The 18831-nt window shown below is 66.2% G+C and carries 15 protein-coding genes; 13 read left to right on the top strand and 2 right to left on the bottom strand.

Annotated features, from left to right (window positions below; translation table 11 throughout):
- Positions 1-410 precede the first annotated feature (410 nt).
- The gene (locus H3H39_RS12505) at positions 411-3113 is read right to left on the bottom strand and encodes a winged helix-turn-helix domain-containing protein (protein WP_182153705.1); all 2703 of its coding nucleotides are present in this window, start codon (positions 3111-3113) and stop codon (positions 411-413) included.
- 146 nt (positions 3114-3259) lie between these two features.
- On the opposite strand from H3H39_RS12505, the gene H3H39_RS12500 reads away from it, so the two are divergent.
- The 9 genes from H3H39_RS12500 (at position 3260) to H3H39_RS12460 (ending at position 15460) form a co-directional block, all read left to right on the top strand.
- Positions 3260-4396, top strand: coding sequence for an acyl-CoA dehydrogenase family protein (locus H3H39_RS12500; RefSeq protein ID WP_182153704.1), 1137 nt, complete (start codon positions 3260-3262; stop codon positions 4394-4396).
- 25 nt (positions 4397-4421) lie between these two features.
- On the top strand, positions 4422-5627 hold the full coding sequence (locus H3H39_RS12495) for an acetyl-CoA C-acetyltransferase (RefSeq protein ID WP_182153703.1): 1206 nt from the start codon (positions 4422-4424) through the stop codon (positions 5625-5627).
- 10 nt (positions 5628-5637) lie between these two features.
- Complete coding sequence (locus H3H39_RS12490; RefSeq protein WP_182153702.1) at positions 5638-7761, top strand: 3-hydroxyacyl-CoA dehydrogenase NAD-binding domain-containing protein; 2124 nt, start codon at positions 5638-5640, stop codon at positions 7759-7761.
- Between the two features lie 214 nt (positions 7762-7975).
- Positions 7976-8836 carry a beta-keto acid cleavage family enzyme gene (locus H3H39_RS12485; RefSeq protein ID WP_182153701.1) on the top strand — a complete coding sequence of 287 codons (861 nt, stop codon included), beginning with the start codon at positions 7976-7978 and terminating at the stop codon, positions 8834-8836.
- A 51-nt stretch (positions 8837-8887) separates the two neighbouring features.
- Complete coding sequence (locus H3H39_RS12480) at positions 8888-9742, top strand: SDR family oxidoreductase (protein ID WP_182153700.1); 855 nt, start codon at positions 8888-8890, stop codon at positions 9740-9742.
- A gap of 61 nt (positions 9743-9803) precedes the next feature.
- Positions 9804-10973, top strand: coding sequence for an acyl-CoA dehydrogenase family protein (locus tag H3H39_RS12475; protein ID WP_182153699.1), 1170 nt, complete (start codon positions 9804-9806; stop codon positions 10971-10973).
- A 1-nt stretch (position 10974) separates the two neighbouring features.
- Positions 10975-12600: an acyl-CoA carboxylase subunit beta gene (locus H3H39_RS12470; protein ID WP_182153698.1), complete on the top strand. Its 1626-nt coding sequence runs from the start codon at positions 10975-10977 to the stop codon at positions 12598-12600.
- Between the two features lie 9 nt (positions 12601-12609).
- On the top strand, positions 12610-13452 hold the full coding sequence (locus H3H39_RS12465; protein WP_182153697.1) for an enoyl-CoA hydratase/isomerase family protein: 843 nt from the start codon (positions 12610-12612) through the stop codon (positions 13450-13452).
- The gene (locus H3H39_RS12460; RefSeq protein WP_220461523.1) at positions 13442-15460 is read left to right on the top strand and encodes an acetyl/propionyl/methylcrotonyl-CoA carboxylase subunit alpha; all 2019 of its coding nucleotides are present in this window, start codon (positions 13442-13444) and stop codon (positions 15458-15460) included. Before H3H39_RS12465 ends, H3H39_RS12460 begins: the two co-directional genes overlap by 11 nt.
- A 52-nt stretch (positions 15461-15512) precedes the next feature.
- On the opposite strand, the gene H3H39_RS12455 is transcribed toward H3H39_RS12460, so the two are convergent.
- The gene (locus H3H39_RS12455) at positions 15513-16394 is read right to left on the bottom strand and encodes a LysR substrate-binding domain-containing protein (RefSeq protein WP_182153695.1); all 882 of its coding nucleotides are present in this window, start codon (positions 16392-16394) and stop codon (positions 15513-15515) included.
- 105 nt (positions 16395-16499) lie between these two features.
- Between H3H39_RS12455 and H3H39_RS12450 the strand changes: the two genes are divergently transcribed.
- From H3H39_RS12450 to H3H39_RS12435, 4 genes are all read left to right on the top strand, one after another.
- The gene (locus tag H3H39_RS12450; protein ID WP_182153694.1) at positions 16500-16811 is read left to right on the top strand and encodes a carboxymuconolactone decarboxylase family protein; all 312 of its coding nucleotides are present in this window, start codon (positions 16500-16502) and stop codon (positions 16809-16811) included.
- A gap of 17 nt (positions 16812-16828) precedes the next feature.
- Positions 16829-17242, top strand: a complete 414-nt coding sequence (locus H3H39_RS12445) for a tautomerase family protein (protein ID WP_311196905.1) — start codon at positions 16829-16831, stop codon at positions 17240-17242.
- Positions 17239-17811, top strand: coding sequence for a DUF4865 family protein (locus H3H39_RS12440; RefSeq protein ID WP_182153692.1), 573 nt, complete (start codon positions 17239-17241; stop codon positions 17809-17811). The genes H3H39_RS12445 and H3H39_RS12440 overlap by 4 nt, the downstream gene beginning before the upstream one ends.
- 130 nt (positions 17812-17941) lie before the next feature.
- A complete protein-coding gene (locus tag H3H39_RS12435; RefSeq protein WP_182153691.1) occupies positions 17942-18799 on the top strand; it encodes a FecR family protein in 858 nt (285 codons plus the stop codon).
- Positions 18800-18831 lie beyond the last annotated feature (32 nt).

Genomic DNA, 18831 nt, shown 5'->3' with positions numbered 1-18831 from the left:
GCGGGCTCACAGGCCGGTCCGGGTGGCGGACGGGCCCAATTCAATGGCCAGACGATATGCTGCCCTGGTCAGGCAGACGTCGGAACCGGACGGTACGTGGTATTTGGTTTCCCGATACGGAAAACGGTGGTTGTGATGTGGTGGAAGGCCTGTTAAGGCAAACCGGAGTACAACCACGGCAAAGGAATGAGGGGAACTGGCGCGCTGCTTGGGGCAGTCCACCTTGCATGCCTATGCAAGCGAGATTATGGCTCGCAACTGGCGATGCTGGGAATCGCTTCCCTTGGGAATACTATATCTCAAATCAATCCGTGATGACAATTGGTGAGAATCTATGTTTCTTTTGATTTTGCTGAAGAAATTCGCTGCGGGTTTATTGTCCAGGACACACTTTCGGACAGGGGGGGCGCTCAGGCGATGATGCCCAGCCTGCGTGCGATGGCCACGGCCTGGGTGCGGCTCTGGGCATGTAGTTTGGTGTTGATGTTGCGCAGGTGGGTGCGGACCGTACTGTCCGAGACAAACAGCTTTTCCGCCAGCGCGCTGTTGGAGTAGCCGTCGGCCAACAGGGCCAGGATGCGTGTCTCTTTTTGGGTCAACGGCTCCGCCAACGCGGCGCCCGCGCCCGTTTCGGCGACCGTTTCCGCTTCCGTCTCCACTTCGGCCGGCGGGAACGCCTGGGTCAGGCGCAGCAGATAGTCGCCAAACAGGGGATCGGGCCGGGCCGCCGCGTCGGCGCGCAGGCCATCCCGCACGCGGCGCACCAGCAAGCCCGCCACCGGGCCTTCGTCCACGATCAGGCGCACGAAACCTTCACCGCTCGCTTCGCGCAGTGCCTGCAACATGGCCGTTTGCGCCACGCGCGACTGGCCCTGGCCACCATGATGGAGGCAGATGGCGCGCAGCAGTTGCAGCTTGAGCTGGCGCCGCACCCGGCCCTCGGACGCCGCTTCGGCCAGCGCCGCGTCGATCTGCTCCAGCGCCGAAGCGGACGGGCCGAAGTGGGCTTCCCAGCGCAGCCGTCCCAGGTCGAACTGCTCCACGTCGTGCGCCAGCAGGCGCAATCCGCGCACGCGGCTCCACACGGCCGTGTCGTTGGCCCGCTCCAGTTCCTCGCGCGCCGCGACGCGGTTGCCCTGCAGGAGCAGCATGCGCGAGCGTTCCAGCTTGGCGCTGGCCACCACGCGCGGCAACTGTCGCTGGTAGCCCGTGTATTCCAGTTCGCTCAGGTATTGCAGCATCATGTCGATGTCGCCGCGGGTGAAGGCGATGCGGGCCTGCCGCGTGTAGCCGATGATCATGTGATCGGCCAGCGCCACGTCCTTGGCCAGCGGCACGTAGACGTTGAACAGGTGGGCCGCCGTGCGCAGTTCGTTGGCCTCATACAGCGCATCCGCATACAGCACGCCGGCGAAGGCGTTGCCGTGGGTGTGGGTGTAGGAGGGCGCGTGCGTGGTATTGACGGCCAGCCGGAAGCGCGCGCTGGCCTGGCGCAGGCGGCCGCCTTCCAGGTCCAGGATGCCTTCGATCGATTCCGAATACATGCGGTTGAAGATGCCGGCGCCGTCACCCTGCTTGCGGCGGGCCGTGTCCAGCATCTGGTGCGACTGCTGGTACTGGCCCAGCGAACAGAGGATCAGCGCCATGCCGTTGATGACCATACTTTCCGCGAATGGCCGGCTGAGGGGGAGCTGGGCCAGCGCGTCCATGCCGGCCGTGCAGGCTTCCTCGATGCGGTCCATCATCGTTAGCAGCGACGGGCGCAAGGCCAGCAGGTGGGCGCGCACGTCGGGATCGGTGGAGTCGGCGCAGCCGGAAGCGTCCAGCACGGCCATCGCTTCTCGCGGGCCACGGCTCAAGGCCAGCGCCCAGGTCTTGACCACCACCAGCATGGGCGCCTGGGCCAGCGCGGCGGGCGGAATGGCGCCGAACCAGCGCGTGAGCAGGTGCATGCGGCCCTCTTCCAGCAGGGCTTCCGCGTGCTGTTGCAGCAGCCGCAGCGCCAGTTCCAGCTTGCCGCCGTCGAGCGCGTGGTCGATGGCGGGCACGATGGCGCCCTGGGCCTGATACCAGTCCGACGCGGCGCGGTGCAGGCGCTGTTCCTCGCCCGGCATGGTGATGCGCAGTTGCTGGCGCAGGAAACCGGCGAACAGGCTGTGGTAGCGGTAGGTGCCAGGTTCGCCCTCGATGGGCTGGATGAACAGGTTGGCCTGTTCCAGCGCGGCCAGCAACTGGGCGCTGTCGTCGCGGCCCAGCAGGGCGTCGCACAGCGAGGCGTTCAGGTGGCGCAGGATGGCGGTGCGCAGCAGGAAGTCGCGCACGGTGTCGCTCTGGCGGGCCAGCACGTCGTCGGCCAGGTAGTCGGCCACGGCGTCGTTGGAACCGGAGAAGCGGGCGATGAAGTCGGCCCGGCCTTCCTGGCGTTCCAGCGCCATGGAGGCCAGCCACAGGGCGGCGGCCCAGCCTTCCGTCTTGCGGTACAGGGCCGCCAGGTCGGCCTCGCCCAGCGCAATGTGGCGCTGGCCGGTGATGAATTCGGCCGCCTCGTCGGCCGAGAAGCGCAATTGAGTGGTATCGATCTCCAGCAACTGGCCGCGCGCGCGCAGCCGGCCCAGGCCCAGGTCCGGGCGGCTGCGGGCGCCGATCACGAGCTGGCCCCGGCGCGGCAGGTTGGCGATCAGTTCGCGCACCAGGTCCAGCACCGTGGGATCGGTCACATGCTCGAAATCGTCGAAAAACAGGGCGAACGGGCTGGGATGGGCGGCCAGCCGCTCCATGATGTCGAGCGCCCCGTCGCCGGCGGCGGCCTGCTCGCCGTGCAACTGGGCCACGGCCGCGCCCAGGCAGGCCAGGAAGCGGGCCGGGTCGTTGTCGCCCCGGTCCAACGTGAGCCACAGGGTTTCCACGCCGTCGGCCTCGAACTGGGCGCGGCATTGCAGCATGGTGGTGGTCTTGCCGAAGCCGGCCGGCGCCCGCACCAGCACCAGCCGCACCGATTGCGCCGCCCGCACGGCGCCGGCCACGGCCTTGCGCAGCACTTGCGCGGCCGGGGCGGAGGGCGGATTGAGCTTGGCGGCGAGCCGGTTGGGCGCGACGCTGGCGGCTTGGTTCATGGGAGAAGGCCGGGGTGGGTCGGTTGCGGGAGCCGCAATCTTACCGTTTTACGGGGCGCCAGCGCAATTCGTCGCTTCCGACGATGCCGGGGTGGGCGGCCCTGCCTACAATACTTGCATACTCAACTAACTGGAGACACTGTCCCATGATCCCACGTACCCTGTACAACCAAGAGCACGAAATGTTCCGCGACGCCGCCCGCCGCTTCATTGACGGCGAGATCGTGCCGCACCACGCGCGCTGGGAAGAACAGGGCCATGTGGACCGCAACGTGTGGAACAAGGCCGGTGAATCGGGCATGCTGTGCACCAGCATGCCGGAGCAATACGGCGGCGCGGGCGTGGACCTGCTGTACAGCGCCGTCTACATGGAGGAACAGGCGCGTGTGGGCGCCACCGGCGTGGGCTTCTTCCTGCACTCGGAAATCGTGGCACCTTACATCCTGCACCACGGCAGCGACTACCTGAAATCGACCTACCTGCCCAAGATGGCCAGCGGCGAGATGATAGGCGCGATCGCCATGACGGAACCGGGCGCCGGCTCCGATCTGCAAGGCATCAAGACCTCCGCCGTGCGCGATGGCGACGATTACATCCTGAACGGCTCCAAGACCTTCATCACCAACGGCTGGCTGTGCGACCTGGTGATCGTGGTGGCCAAGACCGACCCGACGGCCGGCTCCAAGGGCATCAGCCTGTTCGTGGTGGACACCACCATGCCCGGCTTTAGCAAGGGCAAGCGCCTGCACAAGATGGGCATGAGCGCGCAGGACACTTCCGAGCTGTTCTTCGACAATGTGCGCGTCCCGGCCCGCAACCTGCTGGGCGAGGAAGGCCGCGGCTTCTATTACCTGATGAAGGAACTGCCATGGGAGCGTTTGCAGATCGCCGTGACCGGCATCGCCGCCGCCCAGGCCGCGCTGGACTGGACCATCGCCTACACCAAGGAACGCAAGGCCTTCGGCAAGAGCATCGGCGACTTCCAGACCGTGGCCCACAAGCTGGCCGAGATGAAGACGGAAATCGCCGTCGGGCAGGTGTTCGTGGACCGCTGCCTGGAGCTGATGGCCGCTGGTAAACTGGATGCGGAAACGGCCTCCATGGCCAAGTACAACATCTCCGACCTGCAATTCAGCGTGATGGACCGCTGCGTGCAGCTGTTCGGTGGCTACGGCTACATGCATGAATACCCGATCGCCCGCGCCTGGGCCGATGCGCGCGTGCAGCGCATTTATGGCGGCACCAATGAGATCATGAAAGAACTGATCAGCCGCACCCTTTAACCTTCCAACCGCAAGGACCGACGACATGGAAGCGTACATCTACGACGCCGTGCGCACCCCGCGCGGCAAAGGCAAGAAGGACGGCTCGCTGCACGGCACCACGCCGGTGGAACTGGCGGCGACGGCGCTGCGTGCGCTGCGCGACCGTAACGAACTCGATACGGCCCAGGTGGACGACGTGATCCTGGGCTGCGTGACGCCCGTGGGCGAGCAGGGGGCCTGCATAGGCCGCGTGGCCACGCTGGCGGCCGGCTACGACCAGAGCGTGTCGGGCGTGCAGGTCAACCGCTTCTGCGCCTCGGGCCTGGAAGCGTGCAATATGGCGGCCGCGCTGGTCATGTCCGGCCAGGCCGATATGGCGGTCGGCGGCGGCGTGGAAGCCATGTCGCGCGTGCCCATGGGCGCCGACGGCGGCGCCTGGGCCGTGGACCCGCGCTGCGCCATGCCCGGCTACTTCGTCCCGCAAGGCATTTCGGCCGACGTGATCGCCACGCTGTGGGGCTACTCGCGCGCCGATGTTGACGCCTACGCCGTGGAAAGCCACCGCCGCGCTCAGCGCGCCGTGGACGCGGGCTGGTTTGCCGGCTCCATCGCGCCCGTGCGCGACATCAACGGCCTGCTAGTGCTGGACCGCGATGAAACCATCCGCCCGCAGACCAGCATCGAATCGCTGGGCGCGCTCAAGCCATCGTTCGCCGACATGGGTGAGAAGTTCGGCTTCGATTCCGTGATCCGCCAGCGCTATCCTGAGATGGAACGCATCAACCACGTGCACCACGCGGGCAACAGCTCCGGTATCGTGGATGGTGCGGCCGCCGTGCTGTTCGGCAGCGCCGAAGCGGGCGCCCGTTCCGGCCTCAAGCCGCGCGCCCGTATCCGCTCGTTCGCCACCATCGGCTCCGAGCCATCCATCATGCTGACCGGTCCGAGCTACGCGGCCGAGAAGGCGCTCAAGCGCGCCGGCATGCAGGCCTCCGACATCGACCTGTTCGAGTTGAACGAGGCATTCGCCGCCGTGGTGCTGCGCTTCATGCAGGTGATGAACGTGCCGCACGACCGCATGAACGTGAACGGCGGCGCGATCGCCATGGGCCACCCGCTGGGCGCCACCGGCGCCATGATCCTGGGTATCCTGCTCGACGAACTGGAACGGCGCGACCTGAACACCGGCCTCGCCACCCTGTGCGTGGGCGCGGGCATGGGCATCGCCACCATCATTGAACGGATTTAAGGAGAGCGGCATGATTGATTTTGAACTCGACGCCCAGGGCATCGCGACGCTGAGCTGGAACATGCCGGGCCGCAGCCAGAACGTCATCAACGGCGAAAGCTGCGCGGCGCTGTTTGCCGCCATCGAGCGCGCGGTGAGCGATCCCGCCGTCAAGGCGATCCTGATGACGTCGGCCAAGGCGGACTTCATCGCCGGCGGTGACCTGGAATGGCTGCAATCGGCCGACGCGGCGCCCGAACTGTTCGCCCGCACCACGGACCTGCATAAAGCCCTGCGCAAGCTGGAAAGCTGCGGCAAGCCGGTGGCCATGGCGCTGCCCGGCACCACCTTGGGTGGCGGCCTGGAAGTGGCCCTGTGCGGCCACTACCGCGTGGCGGCCGACAAGCCGTCGGCACGTTTCGGCCTGCCTGAAGTGACGCTTGGCCTGCTGCCGGGCGGCGGCGGCACCCAGCGCCTGCCGCGTTTGATCGGCGTGCAGAACGCGCTGCCGCTGCTGCTGGAAGGGAAGCGCCTGAAAGCGGCCGACGCCCTCAAGCTGGGTATCCTGAACGCGGTGGTGGCGGCTGGTACGGAAGTGCAGGCGGCGCGCGACTGGCTGCTGGCGCAGACCGGCCCCGTGCAGCAGCCATGGGACGTGAAAGGCTACAAGATTCCCGGCGGCGCCATCAACAGCCCGGCCGTGCAGCAGTTGATCATGGCCGCCAATGCCATGCTGCGCGCCAAAACCTACGGTAACTACCCGGCGCCGGAGCACATCCTGTCGTGCGTGTACGAAGGGCTGATCACCGACCTCGATACGGGCTTGAAGACGGAAGCGCGCTACTTTGTGCACGCCGTCCTGAGCCCGCAGGCCAAGAACATGATCCGCAGCCTGTTCTTCGGTATGAACGAGGCCAACAAGCTGGCCGCCCGTCCAGCCGACGTGCCCAAGCAGCGTTACAGCCGGGTTGGCATCCTGGGCGCGGGCATGATGGGCGCCGGTATCGCCTATGTGACGGCCAAGGCGGGCATGACCGCCGTGCTGCTCGATACGTCGCAGGAAGCGGCCGAACGGGGCAAGGACTACAGCCGCAAGCTGCTGGAAAAGCAGGCCGCGCGTGGCCAGATCACGCCGGAGAAGGCGGCCGCGCTGCTGGAACGCATCGTGCCCACCACCGACTACGCGGCGCTGGATGGCGCCGAGATGGTGATCGAGGCCGTGTTCGAGGACCGCGCCATCAAGGCTGACGTGACCCGCAAGAGCGAAGCCGTGCTGGCGCCGGACGCGATTTTCGCCTCCAACACGTCGACCCTGCCGATCACCGGCCTGGCTGAAGCGAGTGCCCGTCCAGCCAACTTCATCGGCCTGCATTTCTTCTCGCCGGTGGACAAGATGCCGCTGGTGGAAGTCATCCTTGGCAAAGGCACCAGCGACGCCACGCTGGCCCGTTCGCTGGACTACATCGCCGCCGTCGGCATGACGCCCATCGTGGTCAACGACGCGCGCGGCTTCTACACCAGCCGCGTGTTCTCGACCTATGTGATGGAAGGCTTGCAGATGCTGAAGGAGGGCGTGCGTCCGGCACTGATCGAGAACGCGGGCCTGCAAGCGGGCATGCCTGTTGGCCCGCTGGCGCTGACGGATGAAGTGTCGGCCGAACTGCTGGTCAAGATCGAGAAGCAGACGGCGGCGGATTTAGGAGACGCGTATCGTCCCCGTCCCGGCCTGGAAGTGGCGCAGCGCATCGTGGCGCTGGGCCGCATCGGCAAGAAGGCGGGCCAGGGGTTCTACGATTATCCCGAAGGCGGCAAGAAGTCGCTGTGGCAGGGACTGGCGGAGCTGTTCCCGCCAGCGGCGCAGCAGCCGGACGTGGACGTGCTGGTGCAGCGCCTGATCGCCGTGCAGGCGGTGGAGACGGTGCGCTGCATGGAGGAGGGTGTGTTGACGACGGCGCGTGATGCCGACATCGGCGCCATCCTGGGCTGGGGCTTCCCACCGTGCCGTGGCGGCACCATCGGCCATATCCACAGCACCGGCATCGCGGCCTTTATCGGCCAGTGCGAGGCGTTGGCGGGTCAATTCGGTGAACGCTACACGCCGCCGGCGCTGTTGAAGACGATGGCAGACAGCGGCCGCACGTTCTACAGCCGCTAACAGCGCATACACGGCCCCGCCATGGGGCTGTCAGTACCCATCCGGGGCCGCCATTATGCGGCCCCGTGTTGTTTTTACGGCTATCTTTTCATTGATGGACGACAAATCTAGACACACTGTCTAATCGTGTGTACTATCGTTCGCAGATGGTGCCGTGTGGCGCCGCATAGGTATCGGTGCGTATTTGCGCATATTTGCGAGGAGTGGCCAGTCGATGAACAAAGCAATCGTGACCTGCAGCCTGACGGGCGTGCTGACCGATCCCAAACAGCATCCAGTGCCCGTGACGGCCGACGAAATGGCCCGTTCCGCGCGCGACGCCTACAACGCCGGCGCCTCCATCATGCACGTCCACTTCCGCAACCAGCAGCCAGGCAAAGGCCATCTGCCGACCTGGGAGCCGGACGTGGTCGAACACATCGCGCAAGCCATCCGCGAAGCCTGCCCCGGCGTGATCCTCAATTTTTCCACCGGCGTGGTGGGGCGCGACATCGCCGGGCCGGTGGCCTGCCTGGAGCGCTGCAAGCCCGAGATGGCGGCCATGAACGCGGGCAGCCTCAATTATCTGAAAACCACGTCGGCCGGCGCCTGGGCCTGGCCGCCCATGCTGTTCGATAACCCGGTCGAGAAGATCGCCGCCTTCCTCAAGGTGATGCACGATAACGGCGTGATCCCGGAATGCGAATGCTTCGATGTCGGCATTCTGCGCTCGATTGCCATGCTGCGCGCGGCCGGCCTGCTGCGGGACCCGCTGCACGTATCGCTGGTGATGGGCGTGGCCTCCGGCATGCCGGCCGACGCCGACCTGCTGCAAGTGCTGATGAAATACATCCCGTCCGGCGCGCAGTGGCAGGGCATCGTCATCGGCCGCGAGGAAGTATGGCCGCTGCACCGCCGTATCGCGGAACTGGGCGGCCATTTGCGTACCGGCCTGGAAGACACCTTCTACCTGCCCGACGGCGCCAAGGCCAGCGGCAACGGACAACTGATCGAGGCGCTGGTGGCCACCGCCCGCGCCGCCGGCCGCGAGATCGCCACGCCGGCCGAAGCGCGCGCCATGCTGGCCGCCCATTAATTCACACTAATTCACACTAATCCACCCTGAGCCACCCACGAGGAAAACGTCATGAGCCTGAAAGGTAAAACCCTGTTCATCACCGGCGCCTCGCGCGGTATCGGCCTGGCGTTGGCATTGCGCGCCGCGCGCGATGGCGCCAATGTTGCGGTGGTGGCCAAGACCACGGAACCCCATCCCACGCTGCCCGGCACCATCTACACGGCGGCCGAGGAAATTGAACAGGCAGGCGGACGCGCGCTGGCGATAGCGTGCGATATCCGTGACGAAGAACAGATAGCCGCCGCCGTAGAACAGACGGTGGACCGCTTTGGCGGTATCGATATCTGTGTAAACAACGCGTCGGCCATCAGCCTGGCGCGTACGCTGGCGCTTGATCCCAAGCGCTACGATTTGATGCATAACATCAATGCGCGCGGCACCTACATGGTCAGCCGCGCGTGCGTGCCCCATTTGCGCGAGTCGGACAACCCCCATGTGCTCAACATGTCGCCTCCGCTCAATCTGGTGCCCGCATGGTTCGCGCCATTTCCCGCCTACGCCATGGCCAAGTACGCGATGAGCATGTACGCGATGGCGATGGCAGAGGAATTCCGCGAAGACGGCATCGCGTTTAACACGCTGTGGCCGCGCACCATGATCTTCACGGCGGCGGTGCGCAACCTGCTGTCGCCATCCGGCGCGGCGCGCAGCCGCAAGCCCGAGATCATGGCCGACGCGGCCTGGCACATCCTGAACCAGCCGGCGCGCAGCACGACCGGCCGCCACTTCATGGACGATGAAGTGCTGATTTCCCATGGCGTGACGGACCTGCGCCCCTACCGCACGGTGGAGGGCGACGGCGGCCTGCAGGCCGACCTGTTCGTGCCCGAAGATTGGACCCCGCCGGCCGGCGTGCTGGTTTGACCCTATCGAATCGATCCTGTCCCATAGCGCTGTCCCATTATTGAATTTGAGGAGACGTTCCATGTTTGAGAGCAGAGAACACGCCGATTTGCGCCAGACCGTGGCCAAGTTCGTCGACCAGGAAATCAATCCCCACGTGAACGAGTGGGAAGCGGAAAAGATCTTCCCCGCCCGCGCCCTGTTCAAGAAGCTGGGCGCATTGGGCCTGCTGGGCATCACCAAGCCGGTCGAATACGGCGGCATGGGGCTGGACTACAGCTACTCCATCGCTTTCGCGGAGGAGTTGGGCCGCATCGACTGCGGCGGCGTGCCGATGGCGATCGGCGTGCAGACCGACATGGCCACCCCGGCGCTGGCCCGCTTCGGCTCGGACGAACTGCGGCGTGAATTCCTGGTGCCGTCCATCAGCGGCGAACTGGTGGCGTCCATCGGCGTGAGCGAGCCGGGTGCCGGCTCGGACGTGTCGGGCGTGAAGACCACGGCCCGCAAGGATGGCGGCGATTACATCATCAACGGCACCAAGATGTGGATCACCAATGGCATGCAGTCGGACTGGATCTGCCTGCTGGCCAATACCTCGGACGGCGCGCCGCACAAGAACAAGTCGCTGATCGTGGTGCCCATGAATACACCAGGCGTGCAGCGCGCCAGGAAGGTCGACAAGCTGGGCATGTGGTCGTCCGACACGGCGCAATTGTTCTTCGACGACGTGCGTGTGCCCCAGCGCTACCTGATCGGCCAGGAAGGCGCCGGCTTCCAGATGCAGATGCAGCAGTTCCAGGAGGAGCGTATGTTCGGCGCCGCCATGTGCGTCAAGGGGCTGGAAAAGCTGGTGCAGACCACCATCGACTATACCCGCGAGCGTAAGGCGTTCGGCGGCCCGCTGCTCGACAACCAGGTGATCCACTTCCGCCTGGGCGAGCTGCAAACGGAAATCGAAGCGCTGCGGGCGCTGATCTACCGCACCGGCACGCTGTACCACGCCAATCCGGACAGCCTGGAAGTGGTCAAGCTGGCTTCCATGTGTAAGCTGAAAGCGGGCCGTCTGTCGCGCGAAGTGACGGACGCCTGCCTGCAATACTGGGGCGGTATGGGCTACACGTGGGAATCGCTGCCATCGCGCCTGTACCGCGACTACCGCCTGACCTCCATCGGCGGCGGTGCGGACGAAGTCATGCTGGGCATTATCGCCAAGCTGATGGGCACTTTGCCGGGCAAGCGCGGAGCCTGATATGGCCATCATCGAATCGCAGCTCGACCCGCAATCGGACAGCTACGCGCGCCAGCGCGAGGACATGCTGGCGGCGCTGGCCGAAGTGCGCGCGGCCGAGGACATGGTGCGCGCCACCGAAGCCGCGCGCCAGCCGCAGTTCCACCAGCGTGGCCAGCTCACCCCGCGCGAGCGCATCAACCTGATGCTCGACCGCGGTTCGCCGTTCCTGGAAATCGCCTCGCTGGCCGGCTTGCGCCAGCACGACGACAAGGACGGCTCGCTGGCGGGCGGCAATACCATCTGCGGCATCGGCTACGTGGGCGGGGCGCGGGTGATGCTGAACGCCTCCAATAGCGCCATCAAGGGCGGCACCGTCACGCCGTGGGGCATGCGCAAGACGCTGCGCATGCAGGAGATCGCGCTGGCCCAGAAGCTGCCGCTGATCTCGATGATCGAATCGGGCGGCGCCAACCTGCTGTACCAGGCCGAAATCTTCACGGATGGCGGGCGGATTTTCGCCAACCAGGCCCGTTTGTCGGCGGCCGGCATCCCCCAGATCACGGTGGTGCATGGATCCAGCACGGCCGGCGGCGCCTACATACCTGGCCTGTCCGACTACGTGGTCATGGTGCGCAAGCGCGCCAAGGTGTTCCTGGCCGGGCCGCCGCTGCTGCTGGCGGCCACCGGCGAAGTGGCGAAGGATGAAGACCTGGGCGGCGCCGAGATGCACTGCCAGGTGGCCGGCACCAGCGAATTCCTGGCCGAGGACGACGCGGACGCGATCCGCATCGCACGCGACATCGTGCGCAGCCTGGACTGGAACAAGGACCGGCCAGCCGCACCGGCGGCGGAAGTGCGTAAGCCCTTGTACGACGCCGAGGAACTGTGCGGGCTGGTCCCAGTCGATTACCGCAAACCTTACGATTGCCGCGAAGTGATCGCGCGGCTGGTGGACGGCAGCGATTTCCTCGATTTCAAGGACGAATACGACGCCCACACCGTTTGCGGACGCGCCACCATTCATGGCATGGCGGTGGGCATCGTCGGCAACAACGGCCCCATCACTGCCCATGGCGCGGCCAAGGCCGGGCAGTTCATGCAGTTGTGCGACCAGGCGGCCATTCCGCTGGTGTTCCTGATGAATACCACCGGCTTCATGGTCGGCAGCGAGAGCGAGCAGGGCGGCATCGTCAAGCACGGCTCGAAGATGATCCAGGCGGTGGCCAATATCCGCGTGCCGCGCATCACGGTGGTGATCGGCGCCTCGTTCGGCGCCGGCAATTACGGCATGTCCGGGCGCGGCTTCGACCCCGATTTCATCTTCGCCTGGCCCAACGCGCGCACGGCGGTGATGGGCGGCGAGCAGGCGGCCAAGGTGCTGTCCATCGTCACCCGCGAGAAGTGGCTGAAGGAAGGACGGCCCGTTTCGGAGGCGGAGGAAGCACAATTGGCCAAGATGGAGATGGGCGTGGTGCGCCAGTTCGAGGCCGAGTCTCATAGCCTGACCGGCACGGCGCGGCTGTATGACGACGGCCTGATCGACCCGCGCGATACGCGCCGGGTGCTCGCCTACACGCTTTCCATCTGCCGCGAGGCGAAACAGCGCACGCCGCAGGCCAGCAGTTTTGGCGTGGCGCGATTCTAGGGACATCCCATGCAAAATACCGATAGTTCCGTGCTGCTGGCCCGTCGCGCGGGGGCCGTACTGCACCTGACGATCAACCGTCCGGAAGCCCGCAACGCCATGAATGGCGAACTGCTGGAAGAACTGATCGCCGCCTTTGAGGCCGTCGCCGCGTGCGCCGAAGTGCGGGCCGTGGTGCTGCGTGGCGCCGGCGGCAATTTCTGCGCGGGCGGCGATGCGAAGGATTTCGCCCTCCTGCGCCGGCAGGACGCGGCGCCGGGGACGGACCCGGTGGCCGCGTTCAACCGCCGGTTCGGGGCGCTCCTGGAATTGGTGAACGGCGTGCCGCAGGCCGTTGTCGTCGTCGCGGAAGGCGCGGTGCTGGGCGGTGGCTTCGGCCTGGCCTGCGTGGCCGACGTGGCCATCGTGCGCAATGACGCCAACTTTGGCCTGCCCGAAACCAGTCTGGGTGTGATCCCGGCACAGATCGCGCCGTTCGTTGTGCAGCGCATCGGCCTGTCGCAGGCGCGCCGGCTGGGCGTGTGCGGCGGCCGCTTCGATGGCGCGGAGGCGTACCGGCTCGGGCTGGCCCACTACGTTGAGTACGGCGAAGCGGCACTGGCGGCCCGCGAGGCGCAGGTACTGGGCCAGATCATGCGCTGCGCCCCGGGCGCCAACGCCGTGACCAAGCAGATCATGCTGGCCGTGGGCGGCGAACCGCTGGGGCAGGTGCTGGACCGGGCGGCCACGCTGTTCTCGGCCGCGCTGTGCGGGCCGGAAGCGGCGGAGGGCACGCAGGCGTTCATGGAAAAGCGCTTACCGCAATGGGCGGTGGCCGGCAATGTGGAAACGGGTGAAGCAGATGTTCGATAAAGTCCTGATCGCCAATCGCGGCGAGATCGCGCTGCGCGTGATCCGTGCCTGCAATAAGCTGGGCTACGCGACGGTGGCCGTCTATTCCGAAGCGGATCGAGACGCATTGCATGTCGCGCGGGCCGATGAAGCCGTGGCGATAGGCCCGGCGCCGGCCGCGCAATCGTATCTGGTGATCGAAAAGCTGGTGCAGGCGGCGCTCGATACGGGCTGCGGCGCCATCCATCCCGGCTATGGCTTCCTGTCCGAGAGCGCGGCGTTCGCGCGCGCCGTGCAGGCGGCGGGTCTGGTATTCATCGGCCCGGACCCGGAAGCCATTTCCGCGATGGGCAACAAGTGCAACGCCAAGGCGCTGATGCTGGAGGCGGGTGTGCCCTGCGTGCCCGGTTACCAGGGCAAGGAGCAGGATGACGCCCATCTGGCGGCGCAGGCGCTGAAAATCGGCCTGCCCGTGATGGTCAAGGCGGCGGCCGGCGGCGGTGGGCGCGGCATGCGGCTGGTGCAGGATGAGGCGCAACTGGCCGCCGCCATCGTCTCCGCGCGCAGCGAGGCGGCCAATGCCTTTGGCGATGGCCAGCTTCTGATCGAAAAGGCCGTGCTCAACGCGCGCCATGTGGAGATCCAGGTGTTCGGCGACCGGCACGGCAACATCGTCCACATCGGCGAACGCGATTGCTCGGTCCAGCGCCGGCATCAGAAGGTGGTGGAGGAATGTCCCAGCCCGGCCGTGGACGACGTGCTGCGCATGCGCATGGGCGCCGCCGCCATCGCCGCCGCGCGCGCGGTGCGTTACGTGGGCGCGGGGACGGTGGAATTCATGCTGACCGAGGATGGGCAGTTCTACTTCCTGGAGATGAATACGCGGCTGCAGGTCGAGCATCCCGTCACCGAGATCGTGTATGACCTTGATCTGGTCGAGTGGCAGTTGCGCGTGGCGCAGGGTGAAGCCTTGCCTTTGGCGCAGGATGCGATCCTGGCGCGGCGCAAGGGCTGGGCCATCGAGGTGCGCCTGTGCACGGAAGATCCGGCGCGCGGCTTCCTGCCGCAAACGGGGACGCTGCTGGCGTGGCGCCCGCCGGCCGGAGAGCGGATGCGTGTCGATCATGGCTTGCGCGAGGGCGGCGTGATTGCGCCCAACTACGATTCCATGCAGGCCAAGCTGATCGCCAGCGGCGCCGACCGCGAACAGGCACGCCGCACGTTGTTGCAGATGCTGGACGGGACGGTGATGCTGGGCGTGGCGAATAACCTGGACTTCCTGCGGCAGGTGGTATCGCATCCGGCGTTCGCGTCGGGCCGGTTCTCGACTGATTTCATCGCTGAGCATTTCCCGGCTGACCAACTGGCTGCCGCGCTGGCGGGCGACCCGGTGCATCGCGCCCTGGCAGCGCTGTTGTTCTACCGGCAGGATGCTGATGCGCTGGCCCAGGGCGAGATGCTGGAACGCGAGTTGATGGAGTGGCAAAGTTCGGCCGCCGCGGTGGTGCCGGTGCGGCTCAAGTGCGGCGACAACGTGGTGAAGACCAGCGTCCGTCCATGTGGCGGGGGGCGTTATGAAGTGCAAACGCCGGATGGTGGCGCAATGCTGGAGTTGGAGCTGGAGCTGGAGCTGGAAAGCCACGGTACGACAGTGCGATTTGTCCACGAGCGCGTGTTGCAGAGCGCGCAAGTGGCGCGGTCGGGCGCCACCCTGTGGCTGCGTTGCCATGGTGCGACGCTGGCGTATGAAGACGTGACCTTGGCGCCGGCGGCCCGCAGCGGCGCCGCCAGCGATGGCCGCGTGCAGGCTCCGATGGATGGCAAGATCATTTCCGTGCTGGTGGAGGCGGGCAGCGCCGTCGCAAAAGGCCAGCCGCTGGCCGTGCTGGAGGCGATGAAGATGGAGTTTTCCGTGACTGCCCAGACGGATGGTGTGGTCGACACGCTGGCCTGCAAGGTCGGCCAGCAGGTCAAGGCGCGCCAGCAATTGATGACGATGCGCAGCGATTCCTCGAAATTTGGGACGTAACACATTTCGAAATTGGGGACGTAACACAATTGGCCGCCGCAGCGGCTGGCGTTCAATCCGGCGCGTGCTGGGCGACCGCTTCCAACACAACATCGCGCAGTCGTCCGATCACCGGGCTGGGATCTGATTCGCTGAACAGCAGATCCAGCCCCACTTTCGGCAACGGAGGCAGGGCGGGTGAGTCGAGCGTTTGCAACCGCGGCGGCAAACCGACCTCCGTACGCACGGTCACGCCCAGTCCCGCAGCCACGGCGGCCCACACGCCGCCCAGACTGGGACTGGTGAAGGCCACGCGCCACGCGATGCCGGCCCGGTCCAGCGCATTGGTGGCCGCCGTGCGCATCAGGCAGGGTGCATCGAACAACACCAGCGGCACCGGCTCAGTGCCTGCGATGAGCGATTCCGGATCGCAGTCCTGCGCGCCGATCCACCGCATGGCCGTTTCGCCCACCGCTTCCGCGTGGGGACGGGCGGCCCCCGCGTTCCAGGCCAGCGCCAGATCCAGCTGGCCCGCCGTGATCTGCTCCACCAACACCGCATTGCGCGCCACCCGCGCCTCGATCCGCAGTTTGGGATGGGCGCGGGCGAAGCGGCCCAGCACATCGGTCAATATATGCTCGCCAAAATCTTCCTGCATGCCCAGCCGGATGCTGCCCGCCAGATCCACACCGCGCACCGCCGTTGCCGCCTCGTCGTTCAGTTCCAACAGCCGGCGCGCGTAGCCGAGCAGCGATTCGCCGGCCGCCGTTGTCGCCATGCCGCGCCCCGCCTTGCGCAGCACGGGCGTGCCCAGTTGCTCCTCCAGTTTCTTGAGCTGGGCGCTCACGGCCGACGTGGAGCGGCCCAGCCGGTCGGCCGCCTTGGCAAAACTGCCCAGCTCCACACCCGTTACGAAACTGCGCAGGATGTCGAGGTCAAAGGTGATTCTTCGCATGATCGTCCTGATTTTTGGAATTGTTAATTCAGATATTCCTGATTTTCTGAATCAAATTAGTCGCGTATTGTATCCCTGTCAAATCAATTTTCAGGAGCGATGCACATGACGACCGGTTCCACCGCAGGAAAACAGAGCATGGGCGCCATCGCTCCCAAGCTGGCCGAACTGACCGACAAGGTGCTGTTCGACGACGTCTGGCAGCGGCCCGGCCTGTCGCTGCGTGACCGCAGCATAGTGACGGTGGCGGCGCTGGTGGCCATGTACCGCGTCGAGCAGTTGCCGTTTCACCTGGCGCGGGCGCTGGAAAACGGCGTCACACGCGACGAACTGGTGGAGCTGATCACCCATCTGGCGTTCTATTCCGGCTGGCCTACGGCGGCATCAGCCATCAACCTGTTGAAGCACATTCACTGAAGGAGTACATCATGCCCATGAGCCGCATATCGCTGTTGAAGGGGAAATCGCCAGACTATCTGCGGGCCGTGTCGGACAGCCTGCACCAGGCGCTGGTGGATACGTTCGGCGTGCCGGCGGACGACCGCTTCCAGGTCATCCATCAGCACGAAGCGTATGAAATGAGCTTCGATCGCCACTACATGGGCGGCCCGCGTTCGGACGACTACATGCTGATCAACGTGACAGCGGGCCGCGCCCGCAGCGCCGCCGTCAAGCAAGCGTTCTACCGCCGGCTGGTCGGACTGCTGGCCGAGTCGCCCGGCGTGCGGACGCAGGACGTGATGGTTGTCATCACCACCACCCAGGCCGATGACTGGTCGTTTGGCGGCGGCGAATTGTATGCACCCGGCGCCGCCTGGCAGAACGCGATGGCGGAGGCGCAACCATGATGGCAATGCAATACAGCTTCGTGCTGCCGGCCGACTATGACATGGAGATCATCCGTGAGCGCATCGCCAGCAAGGGCCACATGCTGGACGACTTTCCCGGTTTGGCGTTCAAGGCATACCTCAGTGCCGACAGGAGCCGTGGCGCGACGGCCGAGAACCTGTACGCGCCGTTCTACCTGTGGCGGGAGCCCGAGGCCATGCATGCCTTCGTTAACGGGCCGGGCTTCGCCGGCGTGGCCCAGGCGTTTGGCTGGCCATCGATCAAGACCTGGACGGTGTGGCACCACTGGCTGGGTGATGAGATATCGCAGGCCCGGTACGCGCGCCGCATCGTCAAGCCGATCGCGCCCTACACCGCATTGGCGGCGTTACGTGAGCAGGAGGACGCCGAGGCCAACGCCTTGCGCGAGAGTGGGGCGTTGGCGGTGGTGGTGGGCTTCGAGCCGGGCAGTTGGTCGCTGGTGCAATTCTCGCTGTGGCGCAGTGTGATCGACACCGCGCCGCAGACGGGGGAGCAGCGTTACGCGGTAGGGCATATGTCGGTGCCCGGTAGCGGGGAGCGAAAATGATGGGTTGAGGTCTGTACCCTTCGCGCATCGACTCCCGGTTCTTTACAAGGGAACCAAAAATTTGGGCGGCGATGTCAAAATCCCATGTTATTCTCATAGCGAGACAACGGGACCGGACCTCATCACCGTCATGGCGAAGCACTCATCCATCTTTCCCACCGTGGCCGCGCTGGCCGTGCTGCTCACGTGCGGCGGCGCTGCCTGGGCCGCGCCGTCGGCCCGGCTGGCTTTTGCCGAGCAACCGGTGCGCGTGATCCGTGCGGCCGATGTGTACCAGGCTGTCAACGGCACGCCGCTGGAGCAGGACGATATTGTTGAAACGGGCGCCAGCGGCGCCCAGATTGAACTGGACAGCGGCACCATCGTGGCCATTGGTCCACAAACCCGGCTCTATCTGTCAGCCTTGGGCGCGGCACCGAAGGGCGCCGCCGACCTGGCGCTGCTGCAAGGCTGGATCAAGGTGCAGACAGCCGCCGGCCGGGCCACGGTCGCGGCCGAGGCGCTGCAGGCCAGCGTGGGCGGCGGCGCGGCCGTTGTGTTCAGCCGCCCCGGGCGCGACGCCCTGTTCGCCGACGCGGGCGAACAACTGGCCGCTCCCGTCATCGCGCCCGGCAAGGCCGGCCCCATGCAAAAAGTGGCGTCCGAAAGCTACGTGCAGGCCGACGCCGGCAAGCCCTTGCTGATGCTGCCGCGTGCCGATCCACAGTTCCTGCGCGATATGCCACCGCCGTTCCGCGACCGCCTGGCGCCCGCGCCGCAGCCGGCCAAGCCGGTCAAACCGGCCGCCCAACGCCAGCGCGCCGTCGATTTCGCCGACGTGGAGAGCTGGTTGCGCTGCAACCTGGCCGTGCGCAAGCACTTCGTCGCCCGCTTCCGCGCGCGCTTGCAGGATCCCCATTTCCGCCAGCAGCTGGACCAGGCGCTGGGCCATGGCAGCGAATGGCAAGCCGTGCTCCATCCCGTCGTCAAACATCCGTCCACGCCGTAACACCGGCGCCGCAACCTTCATCCAACCTCGCA

Origin of the sequence: Rugamonas apoptosis, from assembly GCF_014042355.1 — a bacterium.
Taxonomy (GTDB): Bacteria; Pseudomonadota; Gammaproteobacteria; order Burkholderiales; family Burkholderiaceae_D; genus Rugamonas; species Rugamonas apoptosis.
This window is presented reverse-complemented; position numbering and strand designations above follow the sequence as displayed.

Coding starts and splice junctions, on each gene's coding strand:
- H3H39_RS12505 (WP_182153705.1), bottom strand. CDS start 3,113: ATGAACCAAGCCGCCAGCGTCGCGCCCAACCGGCTCGCCGCCAAGCTC.
- H3H39_RS12500 (WP_182153704.1), top strand. CDS start 3,260: ATGATCCCACGTACCCTGTACAACCAAGAGCACGAAATGTTCCGCGAC.
- H3H39_RS12495 (WP_182153703.1), top strand. CDS start 4,422: ATGGAAGCGTACATCTACGACGCCGTGCGCACCCCGCGCGGCAAAGGC.
- H3H39_RS12490 (WP_182153702.1), top strand. CDS start 5,638: ATGATTGATTTTGAACTCGACGCCCAGGGCATCGCGACGCTGAGCTGG.
- H3H39_RS12485 (WP_182153701.1), top strand. CDS start 7,976: ATGAACAAAGCAATCGTGACCTGCAGCCTGACGGGCGTGCTGACCGAT.
- H3H39_RS12480 (WP_182153700.1), top strand. CDS start 8,888: ATGAGCCTGAAAGGTAAAACCCTGTTCATCACCGGCGCCTCGCGCGGT.
- H3H39_RS12475 (WP_182153699.1), top strand. CDS start 9,804: ATGTTTGAGAGCAGAGAACACGCCGATTTGCGCCAGACCGTGGCCAAG.
- H3H39_RS12470 (WP_182153698.1), top strand. CDS start 10,975: ATGGCCATCATCGAATCGCAGCTCGACCCGCAATCGGACAGCTACGCG.
- H3H39_RS12465 (WP_182153697.1), top strand. CDS start 12,610: ATGCAAAATACCGATAGTTCCGTGCTGCTGGCCCGTCGCGCGGGGGCC.
- H3H39_RS12460 (WP_220461523.1), top strand. CDS start 13,442: ATGTTCGATAAAGTCCTGATCGCCAATCGCGGCGAGATCGCGCTGCGC.
- H3H39_RS12455 (WP_182153695.1), bottom strand. CDS start 16,394: ATGCGAAGAATCACCTTTGACCTCGACATCCTGCGCAGTTTCGTAACG.
- H3H39_RS12450 (WP_182153694.1), top strand. CDS start 16,500: ATGACGACCGGTTCCACCGCAGGAAAACAGAGCATGGGCGCCATCGCT.
- H3H39_RS12445 (WP_311196905.1), top strand. CDS start 16,829: ATGAGCCGCATATCGCTGTTGAAGGGGAAATCGCCAGACTATCTGCGG.
- H3H39_RS12440 (WP_182153692.1), top strand. CDS start 17,239: ATGATGGCAATGCAATACAGCTTCGTGCTGCCGGCCGACTATGACATG.
- H3H39_RS12435 (WP_182153691.1), top strand. CDS start 17,942: ATGGCGAAGCACTCATCCATCTTTCCCACCGTGGCCGCGCTGGCCGTG.